12 protein-coding genes and 1 tRNA gene are annotated in these 15,039 nt (G+C 33.8%); 2 read left to right on the top strand and 11 right to left on the bottom strand.

Annotated features, from left to right (window positions below; all coding sequences use genetic code 11):
• Positions 1 to 88: 88 nt before the first annotated feature.
• Complete coding sequence (locus tag BUE10_RS17485; protein ID WP_234984761.1) at positions 89 to 763, bottom strand: hypothetical protein; 675 nt, start codon at positions 761 to 763, stop codon at positions 89 to 91.
• An 813-nt stretch (positions 764 to 1,576) separates the two neighbouring features.
• Between BUE10_RS17485 and BUE10_RS17490 the strand changes: the two genes are divergently transcribed.
• Positions 1,577 to 3,379 carry a glycoside hydrolase family 35 protein gene (locus BUE10_RS17490; RefSeq protein ID WP_083598149.1) on the top strand — a complete coding sequence of 601 codons (1,803 nt, stop codon included), beginning with the start codon at positions 1,577 to 1,579 and terminating at the stop codon, positions 3,377 to 3,379.
• A gap of 438 nt (positions 3,380 to 3,817) precedes the next feature.
• Here the strand turns inward: BUE10_RS17490 and BUE10_RS17495 are convergent, their stop codons facing one another.
• Together BUE10_RS17495 and BUE10_RS17500 are read right to left on the bottom strand one after the other, a co-directional pair.
• On the bottom strand, positions 3,818 to 4,510 hold the full coding sequence (locus tag BUE10_RS17495) for a hypothetical protein (RefSeq protein ID WP_177178053.1): 693 nt from the start codon (positions 4,508 to 4,510) through the stop codon (positions 3,818 to 3,820).
• Positions 4,511 to 4,539: 29 nt separating this feature from the next.
• The gene (locus BUE10_RS17500) at positions 4,540 to 6,435 is read right to left on the bottom strand and encodes a flavin monoamine oxidase family protein (protein ID WP_073487166.1); all 1,896 of its coding nucleotides are present in this window, start codon (positions 6,433 to 6,435) and stop codon (positions 4,540 to 4,542) included.
• A 381-nt stretch (positions 6,436 to 6,816) separates the two neighbouring features.
• On the opposite strand from BUE10_RS17500, the gene BUE10_RS24370 reads away from it, so the two are divergent.
• Entirely contained in the window at positions 6,817 to 7,332 is a 516-nt protein-coding gene (locus BUE10_RS24370; RefSeq protein ID WP_073487168.1) for an IS6 family transposase, read from the top strand.
• A gap of 128 nt (positions 7,333 to 7,460) precedes the next feature.
• Here the strand turns inward: BUE10_RS24370 and BUE10_RS17510 are convergent.
• From BUE10_RS17510 to BUE10_RS17550, 8 genes are all read right to left on the bottom strand, one after another.
• Positions 7,461 to 7,545: transfer RNA gene (locus BUE10_RS17510), tRNA-Ser, on the bottom strand.
• A gap of 467 nt (positions 7,546 to 8,012) precedes the next feature.
• Entirely contained in the window at positions 8,013 to 8,906 is an 894-nt protein-coding gene (locus tag BUE10_RS17515) for an AbiTii domain-containing protein (protein WP_073487170.1), read from the bottom strand.
• 53 nt (positions 8,907 to 8,959) lie between these two features.
• On the bottom strand, positions 8,960 to 10,465 hold the full coding sequence (locus tag BUE10_RS17520) for a caspase family protein (protein WP_073487172.1): 1,506 nt from the start codon (positions 10,463 to 10,465) through the stop codon (positions 8,960 to 8,962).
• An 89-nt stretch (positions 10,466 to 10,554) separates the two neighbouring features.
• A complete protein-coding gene (locus tag BUE10_RS17525; RefSeq protein WP_073487173.1) occupies positions 10,555 to 11,238 on the bottom strand; it encodes an ADP-ribosyltransferase in 684 nt (227 codons plus the stop codon).
• Positions 11,239 to 11,454: 216 nt separating this feature from the next.
• Positions 11,455 to 12,468, bottom strand: a complete 1,014-nt coding sequence (locus tag BUE10_RS17530; RefSeq protein ID WP_073487175.1) for an SMEK domain-containing protein — start codon at positions 12,466 to 12,468, stop codon at positions 11,455 to 11,457.
• 58 nt (positions 12,469 to 12,526) lie between these two features.
• Positions 12,527 to 13,126, bottom strand: coding sequence for a hypothetical protein (locus tag BUE10_RS17535; protein ID WP_073487177.1), 600 nt, complete (start codon positions 13,124 to 13,126; stop codon positions 12,527 to 12,529).
• A gap of 91 nt (positions 13,127 to 13,217) precedes the next feature.
• Positions 13,218 to 13,886, bottom strand: coding sequence for a hypothetical protein (locus BUE10_RS17540; protein WP_143055989.1), 669 nt, complete (start codon positions 13,884 to 13,886; stop codon positions 13,218 to 13,220).
• 523 nt (positions 13,887 to 14,409) lie between these two features.
• On the bottom strand, positions 14,410 to 15,036 hold the full coding sequence (locus BUE10_RS17550; RefSeq protein ID WP_073487182.1) for a hypothetical protein: 627 nt from the start codon (positions 15,034 to 15,036) through the stop codon (positions 14,410 to 14,412).
• Positions 15,037 to 15,039: the final 3 nt, after the last annotated feature.

A 15,039-nucleotide genomic window follows, 5' to 3' on the forward strand; every position in this document is an offset into this window, starting at 1 on the left:
ACATTTGACAAAAAGTTTATCTTAAGTCATAAAAATCAGTTTTCGAGCTGAATTTTAGAATATGAAACCTTTAAAAACTCTTTCTGTCTTATTGTATCTGATGCCAGTTAGTACCGTCACTCTGTACTTCTATACTGCTTGCTGCATTGATTGTATTTACAGAAGTTCCGGTTAAATCAGAATAGTTTACGGTCAGGGATTTTGAACTGACTGTATTATTGACAATGGTATAAACTCTCCCCGATATTCCTGCTGCTGCGGGCAGCGTAACGGTAAATGCAGACCCAAGTGGAATAATTACTGTTTTATGGCTCTGATCTAATGTTAAGTTTCCAGAAATAACTATGATACTATTAGCAATACTGCCATTTACTTGAAAAGTAGAAGTTGGTGTAGTAGTACCAATACCAAAATTGCCCCCGTTGGTAAATCTGGCATATTCAGTAAAAGCAGTTGTAGTGGTATATTTACCAAAAGCAAGATGTGCCGCTGCCGCATTTGCTGTAAATAAACGCAGTGCCGGAGTTGTACCACTTTGGGCAGTCGAAACCTGTTCCATACCATATACATCACCAATAGAAGTATTATATATTGCTGAAATCCCCATTCGTGTATCTTTTGCAAACCCGAACCAATTTTGAAATTCAGTTCTTCCCGTACCAGCAAAAGTAAGACTATTAGAACCGAGAGCAACCGTACGATTGCTGGTCAGGGTACCATCACTGTTGTACAGATTGTTTGTTGATATGGTCGATGATCCCATTGTAGTTTTCCATGCGCCATTGGTATATACAAAAGATATAGCTTGGGCATTGGGAATAGTAGTTCCTGCAAACGTTGCACCAAAACCACCTGTGGTATTATTGGAAATGATTAATATGTGACCATTTATAGTTGGGACAAACGCTGTAACTGTTACAGTACCTGTGGCAGTGCCTGTAATATTGGCCAGTGAAGTATCAGTATTAATATTGACTGCATTAGATGCTACAGTAAAGCTTACTTCTCTATGTGTGACTCCTCCGTTGACGTCTAACGTAGTTCTGGGGTCGGTGGTGTTTATTCCTATTTGGGCAAAGGATAAATAAGGAATAAAAAACAGAAATAGAATTTTACTTTTCATTTTTAATCATCTTTATATTAAAAAAATAAAGATAATATTTTTTGGCTTATCGCTGTAAATTAGTGATTTATAATTATGATGATCGCTTTATTCTAAAAAAGGCTGGTCTATTTGATCGTTTTTTTTCAATTTTAGGGACAAGATATCAGTTGTTATTATTGGGTTATTTATAAGATAAAGGGAATAATAAATAAGCTCTCAAGGTCATTTGATTTTCGATTTTGTTTGCTTAAAAAAACTGTTTATCTAAAATAACTTTTAGTACTAATTCTGTTAAATTATTTAAAGATTACTTACGCCATAATTGTAGAGAGGTTGTATTTTTACAAAACCGATTTAGTATACAAATAAGACTTGATTTTTTATAAAGAATAATTTGGGTTTTATAATGAGTACAACTATTTGTTTAAGAATTTTTTTAAAAGCCAATTATAATTTTGAAATTATATTACGATGAAATATTTTTTTTCCTTTTTCCTTTTTTACATTTTTGCGGGAATAGCAAATAGCCAGCAAAAACATGATTTTTCATTTTCTAAAAATGATTTTATGCTCGATGGAAAGCCTTTTCAACTAATTAGTGGGGAAATGCATCCTGCAAGAATACCCAAGATATACTGGCGTCATCGTATTCAAATGGCAAAAGCTATGGGGTGTAATACTATTGCGGCTTATTTATTTTGGAATTATGTTGAAGAAAAGGAAGGAGTTTATGATTTTAAGTCGGAGAATAGGGATATAGCAGAATTTGTTAAAATATGTCAGGATGAAGGGATGTGGGTACTGTTCAGACCAGGACCTTACGTTTGTGCGGAATGGGATTTTGGAGGACTGCCTCCTTATCTTTTATCGATACCGGATATTAAAATCAGGTGTATGGATCCAAGATATATGGCCTCAGTAACTAAATATGTAAGTGAAGTTTCTAACCAGATCAGACCATTGTTGTGCAGCAATGGGGGGCCTATTATTATGGTTCAGGTTGAAAATGAATACGGCAGTTATGGAAATGATAAGGATTATATGAACGCCATACAAAAGCTTTGGATTGATAATGGAATTAATGTGCCTTTTTATACTGCTGATGGCCCTGCTTCTTTTTTACTGGAAGCTGGAACAGTAGAGGGAGCTGCCATAGGTTTAGACAGTGGAAGCAGCGATGCTGATTTTGACAGGGCTGCTAAACAGAACCCGAATGTGCCTTCTTTTAGTGCAGAAACATATCCGGGATGGCTGACACATTGGAATGAAAAATATCAAAAGCCCGCAGTAGAGGATATTGTCAAACAGGTTAGCTATCTGATGGATCATAAAAAATCATTTAATCTTTATGTAATACACGGAGGCACAAATTTTGGATTCAATGCTGGAGCTAATTCGTCAAACAGGACCCAGTTTCAGCCTGATATTACCAGTTATGATTATGATGCACCAATTAACGAAAGGGGAGAGCCAACTACTAAATACATGGCATTACGAAATCTCATTGCGAAATATAATAAAAAGAAATTGCCAAAAATTCCAGAACCAACGGCTGTTACTGAAGTGCCCGAATTTGAGATGAAGCCTTTTACAAGCGTTTGGAATGAGCTGCCGGCGGGTATTAAATCTACTCAGGTAAAATCTATGGAAAGTATGGGACAATATGCAGGTTTTATACTTTATCGTACCAAGTTGATTGGACGCAAAAGCGGCGAACTAGTGATTAATGAACCGCATGATTATGCTAAAGTATTATTAAATGGAAAATTAGTGGACACTATTTATCGTGATGGTGGGAAATGGACAGTCAAATTACCGGAATCAGATGTGAAGGATCCTGTTTTGGAAATTCTGGTGGAGAATATGGGGCATATTAATTTTGGACAATTTGTGATTGATCGCAAGGGCATTACAGATCGCGTTACACTTGAAGGGATGACACTGTTTAACTGGGAAATATTTAACTTACCCATGAATGATCAATATATTCAATCGCTTAAATCTCATGAAAACAGTGATTTACACGATGGTGTTTTTTTTAAAGGTTCATTTAAATTGAAATTAACTGCTGATACTTATCTGGACCTTAGTAAATTTAAAAAAGGAGTTATTTGGGTAAACGGACACAATTTAGGAAGATTTTGGAATGTGGGTCCCCAGTTCCGTCTTTACTGTCCTGCAAACTGGCTAAAGAAAGGTGAAAATGAAGTGCTGGTATTTGACTGGCATCAAAAGAGCGCAAGTTCAATTAAAGGTGTGAAAACTTTAGAGTAAATAGGAAGAAAGATGTTTGAAAGCAATATATGATTTTTGTGTTTCATTTTATATTTCGGGATAAATTTTGTCAACTATTAAACTTTAAAACATTAAAAACTGCTGACGGTTTTATATGAAAAAACCGCCTCAAATTTTAAATTGAGACGGCTTCTTTAAAAAAAAACAGTAGGTGCGATCGGGTTGGGATTGTTTAATCTCGTATTTATCCTATACAAATAATGGTATAATGCGGATCGTTTTGTATCTGAGTATAATTTACATTATCAAGAATGTGAACGATTTGTTTTGGAACCTTCTCAAATCAAATTAGCGTCCTTTGATAACAAAATAATGATTTCTTCTTGAAGTTGACAAATCTGTTACATTCATTGCATTGATATCAATAGCAAGCTTGATCATGACTTGATATATCTTTTTTAAATCGTATTTAATTAATTATTGAAATGAGTAAGCAACCATTCTAAAAGGTGTTGTTGTACTTGTAAAAGTATAAGCTCTATAACCAACAACGGGTATTTCTGCAAAATAAAGACCTTGAGGACTCATAAATTCATCATCAAGTGCTTTTAAGAAAGAAGGGGGCGTGATTGTTGGTGATTTGGGATTACGACGAGATTTCCAAACATCTGGAATAAGTGTAATTGTTTTGTTTACATCATCTGCTTTTAAAGTAAAGTAATGATAATATGATACGTTTCCAAATCTGTATTCTATATAATTAGTACCATCAGTATTATTAAACCAAAGCTGTGCTCTTTCCAGAGGTTCTCCGTTAGCTTCCTCTATATCTTTTAATAAAGATAAAAATAATGCAGAGTTTACTCCTTCAAGTTCTGTGTAATCATGTATATAAGCATAGGCATTATTTCCGTTTCCGATTCCAGGTAACAGCAATGTATAATCATCCATTAAAATCAAAGGTTTATCAGTATATTTAATTGAAGCACTCACACCATTTGTACCTGCTGCAGTAAAACTCCCTGTGCTGTCATCATAAATAAATTCAGTTAATTCCTGATCGTTGACCACTACAGCCGGACTCACAATAATACCTGTTTTTGTAAAGGCAATTCTCATATTATAACTCATACTATAACCTTGCTCTACAGAGTTTGCAATACCTTCCACGTCGTTCCATTCATTTCTATTTAATTGATTTAGATACCTTCCACCATCAAACGAGTGTCTGGTAAATTTTTCAATGGTTGTATTTTAACCTCTGGTTTTGCCATTCTCGAAATTGCATTTAATGCAGCTGCAATAGCGCCTTCTTGCCAACCAGGAAGGGAGGAAATTTGATCACCAACAATAAAAAAGTTAGCATTGCTAGCATTTTTTGTTTTCGGATCTATAATTCCAGATCCTTGTGCAATAGCGTTAAATTGTTTCGTTGAGTAGTTCGCATCTCCAACGGCTTGCCAATATGCCCAGCCACCCTTGATATTTGGCATATTTTGCCAAGCTATGGCAACGCCTTCTTCTAAGCCTTCGGCAAATTTCTTACCGAATTTACTGGCATCATTTCGTGCTTTGGTAAGTCGCTCATCAACGGGTAATTTTCCCCAATCGTGTGCTACTTTATCAAAATTATAAGCGCCTGTGAGTACGCCTTTTTCGTCTTGATACGCCGTAGATGGATACCAAATTTGTTGAATTTCATTGTCTGTCCAAGAGATTCCTCCAAAAATAGGTACAACTCCCACTTCGGATTTTTCAACTGCCATTGTCTTGAGATTTATTGGGCTTCCTTGCCATAAAGATCGATTTGCTTGCCAACCCACTTTGGAGGTACAGGCTAAAAAACGTGGAACGTATCCGTCTTCTCGCGGTTTATAACCTGGAGCTTGTGTTGGTTCAAATTGTGCCACAAAAACGGCTTTTAATGCATCTTTAAATTTAGGTTCAAGTCCCGATTTTAGGAGATCAGAATCTAGAATGTTTTTCAAAAAAGGCATCGCAAGGTTGCAAACACAATAATCAGCTTCGTAATAGATTGGTTCTTCTGTTCCAACTTGTCCAACCGAAATGATGTACTTCTCTTTAGTTGAGTCCCATTTTATTTTTTTTACAGGACTATTCAAAAGAATGTTTCCTCCCAAAGCTGCCACTTGTTGAGCAAAAGCGTGTTGCACCTGATCCATTCCTCCAACGGGTTGAAATAAGGTAGGTTGCCAAAGAAAATCTGTAGGTTGATAGAATTTCGTGCCTTCCCAAAATTTTGATTCGAGCAATTTATTAAAACTCAAAACATCGGCTACAATTCCAGCCGCAACACCAGGTAATACTTCATATCCAGCGCGTGTTTTTCCATCTTCGAAGCCAGGTGATCCAGCCGTTGCGCTATAGGTCCCATCTACATCAAGCTCTCCGAAACTGATCATCAAACTTTGTAATTCTTTAACGCGTGTTTTAAGATTACTTTCACTAATTCCCACTTTTGAATTGCGAAGTAATTCTTCTGCATTTTTGTATACCATGTGCGCCAACCAACCTCTTGTATTATGATCCAAACGACGGTAAACCATAGGCTTACCTCCGAAACTTTCGTCCTTTTGAACCAAATTAGATTCAGAGTTCATCACATATATTTCAACGTCTACCGAAAAACGTTTTAAGTAAGAAAGGAGTCGTTTGTGACTGCTTGGAATACGACCAGGACCTGCATTAAGGTAAGGTTCTGAGTCTCCCACTGGGCGTTTAAATCGAACAACTTGTGGTTTTCCAGGTTTCGAATCGAACAAATCACTGTTTGCATCTTCGATGAGTGTATCCCCTGTGCGTAAGCTCATGCAGCGTCCTCCCGTTTTATGAGATGCTTCCAGAATGGTTACTTTTGCACCAGACTCTTGAGCGAGTAGTTCATACGCGGTGGTAAGTCCCCCAACACCAGATCCGATGATAATAACCTCCTTTCCTTCTAGTTGATTTGGACTAAGTTTAATCGCTTGATTGGTAATCTTGTCTTGCATTTTTGTTGCTTCAGCCAATGCGGCGAATGCAATTGATTTTGGATTGTTTTTTAAAAATTCCTGACGACTTTTGTACTGTCCCATTTTGTATAAATTTTATGTTAAAAAATAATTTTTTTTTGATTTCTATGGTATTCGTATTTTCTTTGGGTTAATCTCGAAAACGCTTTCTAACTCTAGGTTTTATTTTCTGAAATGAAATTAATGATTGAAAATAAAAAAAATGAAAAAGATGTCGTTAATGAAGGTTTTTCTGTCGTGAATGGATGTTTTTTTGTTGTGAATAAAATTGATTTATTCCAATAAAATAAATTACTTAAGGTTATTGTATGAATGCGGCTTTATAAAGAAGATTAAAATATAAAAAAGTAAAGCCTACAATTATTTTGTCAGCCTTTTACTTTTTTTTTAATTAGATTTAAAAAGATTTCCAGAAGTTTTGCTAATTGAATCTGCTTCTAAGTAATATCAGGTTCTGTCGTTGATCATGCTACTATTCAGCGCTGGGTTTATAAGTTTACAACTATCATTGAGTCAGAGATGAAGAAGAAAAAGGGTAGAGTGGGTACAAGTTGGAGATTGGATGAAACCTATATCAAAGTAAAAGGTATTTGGTGTTATTTATATCGAGCAGTAAATAAATTAGGCAATATAGTAGACTTTCTTTTGACCAGAAAAAGACAGAGAATGAGTGCTCAGTCATTTCTAATTAAAGTAATTAGTAACAACTGCAGGCCAAGAGTAATAAACATTGATAAAAGCGGTTCTAATACCGCAACGATCAAAGTATATAACAAGCGTTCGTTCTCAAAGATTAAAATCCGGCAGTGTAAATATCTCAACAATGTTGTAGAACAGGACCATAGATTTATAAAATTTAAGATACAAAACGGGTTAGGCTTTAAAAGCTTTTCCAGCGCTCAGTGTCCCACTGGCGTCTGGTGGATGCTTCTTTCGGGATTTCGTCAACGGTTATCCTGAAATAGACACTTCTAAATATTGAAAAGCGGTATAAAAGAAAAAACCCTGCAAATCGTTGGATTTGCAGGGTTTACCGCTCTTTTTAGGCTTTTATATAAACTTTGAAAAGTCTCTTTTTAAGCCTTCTGCGGAGAAAGAGGGATTCGAACCCCCGGACCTGTTACAGTCAACAGTTTTCAAGACTGCCGCATTCGACCGCTCTGCCATTTCTCCAGTATGTCGCTATCATTTCGTGATTGCGAGTGCAAATATAAGGTGTTTTTTCAATTGAGAAAACTTTTTTGGAACTATTTACAAAGAAAATAATATTATAAAAAAAGAAACCCTTAACAAAAGTTAAGGGTTTTAAGTTCAGCGGAGAAAGAGGGATTCGAACAAAACCGTCACATCCCGCTTTTATACTGCATTTATAATATTTTCTAATTGTTGCGCCACGATTCTGCCATCAGGATTTTCGCTATTATTATAAATATTGAAAGTTTCAGACTGGCTTAAATCTATTTAAATTGACGTTATAATTCTGAATTAATTTAGAGATAAAATTACGCATTTTTATGACAAACAATGACAAATAATTTTAAATATTTAAGGCAGTGGCGGGGAATTGAGGGATAGTGAATACTTACTTTTGTAGCAAAAAAAGTATTCAATCCAATAAGTTGAATAATTCTATATGTCAGTTAGATTATTAAGTTATGAACAAATTCTGTAATAACAGGAAGATTTTCATAGAGGCCTTTCCCTGCAACTGATGCAGATACGCTACCTAACCATTTCATTATTTTGGATGTTTTTGTGGGCTTGTCTGCTGTACTCTCAATTATAGTTTTCAAGTCTAAAATTTCTTTAGCACTAACCCCTAATTCTTCTAATTTTTTTTCGGTTTCCTGAGGAAGGTAATTATTTTGATTTAGTATTTGCTTGTTATTATTTCCTGCCGCAATGTTGAGAGGATTGTTATCACCAAAAATATTTGTTATTATATTTTGAACTTTATCAGTATTCTCTTTATTGACATTATAAGCGTCATCTAAATTTGGAAACTCGTTATCTAATTCCATAAGTGTATCTAAAAGTTTTTGTTTGGTCATTTCGAGGACATTTTGGTATTGTACCCTTCCTACTTCTCTGCTCCCGGTTCTAATTATTCCTCCATGTCTGTGTACATCTTCGCTATATAATCCAGCAATTGCCTCTACTTGTTTAGCAGGTAAATTTATATACCCTTTTGACTTTGATATTGTTTTTATCTGCTCTTCAACAATTGAAATAGGCTCTGAAATTTGATGACGATTGACGAAATCAAATTCATCCTTGTCAAATTCATCCGTCAATACGACTACAATCGGCTGTGTTCTTCCATATGTGAATTCAGCAATTAATGTTATTGGACTCCAGACTTTTCTGTAATCAGGCAATGTTACATCATCATATTCATATCCTTCCAGTTCTTTGGTCAGCCAATTTTTGAAAGTTTGATTTTTAATTTTTGCAGCTATCAGTTTTGCTATAGTTAATGCTTTGGACAACGAAATGCTGTCATAAGCTATGTCTTTAATTAGTTGCTTTATCATGCTTAATTTAGTTTATTTAAAATTAAAACGCCTGGTATTAGAAAAGTATACTGTTACTGGTCCATATGATTTCTCGGAAGTAAATCATATTCCTCAGCAAATTGTTCTAGTGTTCTTTCTCCTCTAAGTATTGAATTCATGTATTGCTCACCTAAAGAATTACCTTGGTTAGTATTATGAGGAGATGATTTTGGAACGAGGATCACGTTATATTTTGAAAGATATCTATTTCTAAGCTGTGGATTAATAAGTTCTGTATATTCCCCATCAATAAAGGCAGCACCGTCCTGATATTCTTCGAAGGTTACTTTTATATCATTATCTAACCCAAAAGATTCTTGATAATATCCCCTGCTGGCTACCTGCCTGTCAAATACCGAGGTTTTAATATCGTTAACACCTGATGCTTCATCCGGCAGAGTCTCAATATAGATAAAACAGGAATAATACGAACTTGAATTGTATACTGCAATCCTGTCTATAATTAATTCATCGCTGTTATTTAGTAAGATCTTGTTATCTTCAATTTTTTTGAATTTGCTTACAGGTAATGCACTGCTTCCCCTGAACCACCATATTGGATCTGCAAGTACACCATAGCCTTCAGCTATGTCGTAACGTAAAGGCTCATACAAAAATCTGTTTAGGCCGTCTACTGCTGCTTTTCCTTCAAACCATTTTACACCCCGCACGCCAGGGAATGCCTTTGTAAGCCGTTCATAGAATAGGACAGTTGGAGGTGTATGTGTGACTGTCTTCTCGTTTGTGTTTTTCTCTTTAGCTATTTCTGGTGTTTTTGCTTCTGGCACCTTGTCTGGTTTGTAGCCCGTTTTTAAATATTGGAAGAAAGCAAATGGATAACTGCCGACATCTACACTACTGGTGTAGGGTATCTGTTTGAAATCTTTATCTAAACTGACTTCTTTTCTCACATAATCGGCAATCACTGTAGGTGTTATAAAGCCTAAGTTATTGTAGTTTTCTGCTGTAGTAATTGCTTTCAAGAAATAGTGGGTCAATGTGCCATTCTGGAAAATACTTTTCTCTGTTGCTTTTTGATCAAATCTGGAGGCTGCAATAATAGTTTTAGTTTCTGACTTGGAAGCCAGTTTATTCCAGTAAAGTTCTGTCATAAAATCGTCCTCTTCAGCTGATTTTATTTTTTCACCTGAATGGCAGGCATCAAAAACAAAAATTTGATTTTTTGGATTTAATTTCTCTTGAACGACGGTGTATATTTGAGAAACTTTTATATACTGAGTATGAAACAATAAAGTAGCTTCTTCCTCATGAACCCCATGTCCGGAGAAAAAGAAAAATACGGCATCTTCATCCTGATTAAAATCTTTGCTTATGCTTTCCAGGGCATTATGAAACAGGCTTAAAATTTCTTTATTGGAGCTCCCGGGATCACTTGTAATTATTCTCAGATCATTGGCATTAAATTGACAGTTTTTAACTAGAGCTTCTGCAATTTTATTTACATCATTTACGCAGTAATCAAGTGGGTTTACCGCATAATCATTTATTCCTATTAACAATCCAAATCTTCTGCTCATCTTTAACTTTCTGTTATTGAATATTGTTTAACTGTTTTTATTAAGTAATTCTAAGTATTGGTTAGACTTATGGCTGAAGGGATTCTCATCTATATTTCCTTATTATAAACTCTGTTCTCTTTTTTATCTACCCTTTCGATTAGGAATTGAGTCCTGTTTTTAAATAATACTTCTTTTTCATTATTAACAAATGTCAATTCCTGTATGTCTTTTGCATTACTATTTTTTGTAGTTGTTATTACAAATTGAAAATCTGTCTCTTCATCAGATATTCTTTTGTCATCTGTATGGCATGATTGAAAATCATTGAACATTAACGCTCTTCCGATATTCTGCTCGTAATATTGCAGACATGCATCATTTCCATTTTGTGGGTGGCGTATATCTCTGTAAAGAATTTGTTCACTAAAGGAGGGCAGTTTATCAAGTGCTGAATTTAAACGATTACTATAAACTTTAAAATCTTCATCTAAGTTTTCAAAGTTATTTCTCAAATTATGATTTAAGTTTTCATAAATATGATGATGTGTATACATATAAACAATGGACGCTTCTTCTTGGCTTAGATCATATTTTATAATTGCGTCAAGATTTTCACCTGAAGAAGTGGTTTTCCCAAACTCATGAGCGGATAGTTTTTTAATGAAACCTTCGTGATGTACCTGGTAATAATTTATACCTCTTTCAGGCTCGAAAAATTCTCGATTGAATTGAATTGCCCTCTCATGCCTAACATCTTCACATTTCTCAAATGAGTCAAATAAATCTTGCATAACTAAAGCAGGTGTTGATGAGTTTTAATTGTATTTTGCATGTGTTTGAAACCATTAAATATATAAATAATGGTAATATAAAACTAAATAGGAACAAAAGAATATATTCTTTTTACAAGTTCTTAACGGCAGAAAAAATTACAGTTAAAATATTTTCTGATAGACTTGAAAGCACTCATGGACTATTATACTTCCGATGTTAATCATTTTTAAATTTTATTCATCAAATACCGTAAAGTCCATAGTATTTAATAATGTTCTAATGGAGAGATTGTTTTCTTTCATCCAGTATAAGAGATTATTTAGCATTTCTCCGTGGACAGTTAAAAAATAGACAGTTCTCTCTGAAATTTGATTCTCGTCGACGTACACTAAATTGGCATTTTCTAATATATTTATTTCTACAATCATCTCCTGAGATGAAATATTCAAAAATTTTTCTAATGCCTGAGGTATAATTCTTACGCTGCCTGAGCTGAAATAATTGTCTCCCATTTTTCCTCTGTCTGCAATTAATGCAATTATTTCTCTTGTGACACGGGGAACAGATGCCAAGTTATCATAAAGTTCATCCAATTCTGCCTTACTTCTTTTGTAGCCGAAAACTGAAGGCTGTCCTATTAATTTAATTCCATTTTTTGCTTGGGATGATGGTTTTAATTCGACGGCATTATAATAGGAACTTTCAAAATTACCTTTTTCGTCGATAGGTTCAAGTTCAATTTTAACCTGCCTGAATTCTCTTTGAAACAAGGTGTAGATTATTTCTAATTTTTGAATATCAAGAAGGACGATGTCCCGTAATAATGAATCAATATCGTGAATGTTTTTTTCAGGTGTGAAGAAATATTTTTTGGCAAGCTTCGGATTTAAAGTATAGCTGGTTTGTTTCTCACCAATTATAAAAACATTTATTGTATCGTAAGATACTATTTGATCTTCAGTAATTTTTTCTAAGGTATCATTTATTTTCTGGGATGTTTTCTGAGAAGTTATCTGATAAGCAGTTTTATTTTTACTATCACCTAAATCCAAGCCTGGAACATTACTTCTGGTTTTATTTAAATTCTGTAAATTTAAAGAATAGGCGGTATTTAAAAGTTCCCTTAAAAAATCTTCACAGTACTTTGTCAAATCAAATTGCCCTAGTTTATTTCTGGTTTCAATTTGATATTTCAGGCTTGCCAGGTCATCAACTATTTTCCCAATAATAATTCCTCTTGTGATCATGTGTCTAATATTTTTATTATTACAGTTATACTGATTTTAAGATTATCTATTCTTACTTTTATATGTCCACTTTTAAAACATGCCATGGATCTCTGGAATTCCAGTCACAGGTAACATTATTTTTAAAAACGATTGGTTTATCGCGTTTAACTTTCCATTTCTCAGCCCATCCTGGAATAATCTGTTCATTTGCCAGATAGATAGTTCCATTATTTAAGGTGACCGTTTTGCCATGTCCTCTTTGTAATGTCTGGGAGTAGTATTTGTTATCTGTTAAACATATAAACTTTTTAATTTGGAAACTATCGAAATGCTGCAGGCGTTCAATATCTATCAGGGCATCATAACAATCCAGTTCTTTTGCCCGATTACTTGCCTTCATAAAACATTTAAGCTCGATTGCAGCTTTGGTCTTTCCAAAACCACATACAATATCTATGCTTTTATTTCCATAATTTGTTTCCATCTCAATTTTAAAAGTTTCATTGGGAAGAATGCAATATAAATTTCCCAGATCAAATATAATTTTTGATAAATGAAGCTGTAAGGAAGATTCCTTATTAATGATAATTTTACCAGAAACTATATTTTCGAATAGAAGATCCCAGGCTAAATCGATAATCTGGTTAAGTCTTGTATGTTCATCAAGTGAAACCATAAATTTTTCGTTATTTGTATAGTGACATGAATATAAATTTTAAAGGCGGAAAGATTCTTAAGGCTTGGTTTGGACAGTTTAGCACATTTAATCAATTCTCATTCAGCTTAGAGAGAACAAACTTGATATGCCATATCAGCCTTTCATATGATCCGTTGTCCAGTGCCCGCTGGTCAGTAAGCATACTTGTAAAAAAAACAGGAACATTTTTTAATTCTGTATTGGTTATTCGATAGGTCCCGATTTCCTGATCAAACACAAAATCAAAATCCATCCAGACGCCGGTATTCTTTTCTTTATTTTTATCAAACCCCAAAAAATGCCTGGACAGGGCGTTTGAAACCACAATAATCTTAGGCTGCGCATCCAGAATTACTTTTTTAGAAACAGCAAGCTGTTTAAAAAGAAAGTCGGAACCCACAGCATCTTTTAGCAGCTTAAGAATAAAATTTTGTCGGGTTTCCCTGAAAAAGTACAAATCATAATGCGTCCAGGATAATTTTGTTTTTAAAGAAATATCTTTGAATCTATTAAAATAAGGATGATTCTTTTGGTTTTCATCAATATTAATAAAATGGCTCATAGATTTAGGATTACCTGAAAATGATGGATTTATCCCTAAAAACAGGATGGAACCCTTTTTAATTCTATCATGAATGGCATAGCCTCTTTGAAGCACTTCAATACTGCTGTATAATGGATCATTTGAAGAAAAGCATATAAGTGGATCGAAAACGATAATTTTTACAAAAATCGACATCTTTTATTTGAGTATATATTTTTCCGTCAGTATCTCTTAGCTGTCTGATAACAGAACAGACAAACTGCTCTTCAGCCAGGGTAATTATTTCCCCGCGATAGGCTTTATTGATTAAGTCCTGCGCTGTGGAACCGTATTCCAGTTTATCTGGGAGATTTGCGGAAAACGATTGTAATTTTTTTCTTTTATAGTTCATGAATACTTAATATTGAATGTTCATGTTGTCTGAGCGCATTTGCGCTTTAAGATATTTTTTTAAGGTTTAAATTTTCAAGGATTGGACCACTTATTCATGATATAGTAGGTCTTTTAGAATTTCTATGTTTTTCTTTATAATTAAATCTTATTTACAAAAATAAGATGACTGTGCGCAATCATTTTACGTAGATGAAAATGTCTGTAAAAAAAATGGAAGTTTTGATGATCTTGAATATTATCATTAAAAATAAATGATTTGAAATTACGTATAAATTATATTCTTTTAGTTAAAGTAAGATTCGTGCAATTTATTTTTTGTATGATCTTAATAATTATGTTTTATGAGATTTATTTGATTCCAAATATTGACAATTTCATTTTCAACATTTATAGCAGGATAATTAAATTTCATTTTTAATAATACATTGTCATTCCAATCAAATTCTTCTAATAATTCGGGAAATTCCAGATTTATGCATGTTGTTATAATTTTTATTAGCTCAACAACTAAAATAGTTTCTGCATTGGTATGAGGAACATTAAAAATTATTGGTTTAAAATCATCTGCAAAAATGGATTTATCTCCAATTCTATAATTGTGAGCTAAAATGTAGTTTCTGTAATTTTTAAAATCGGACCAAGAATTCAATCTCTTCAATGCAGGTTTAGTAATTTGTTTTAACCTTTTTAACCTTTTAGAAAAATCGGGATGTTTAGATACTGTAAATTCTTTGTTGTATTCGTCAATAAACGAACATGCAATTATATGAGAATAATTTTGAAGAGAACCCGAAATGGCCTTTGCAAATGGTAGTTTTGCATAATGATTTTCAAATTTTACTTTATTTAAATAATCTTCATTATCTCTGTACGTTTTATAGACTTCGTTAAAAAATATCATTTGCGTTCCTAAATGAAGTAGTGTTTTATATGATTCCAGTAATCTTTGCATTTG

It is taken from the genome of Flavobacterium sp. CF108 (assembly GCF_900129795.1).
In the GTDB taxonomy this organism is placed as follows: Bacteria; Bacteroidota; Bacteroidia; order Flavobacteriales; family Flavobacteriaceae; genus Flavobacterium.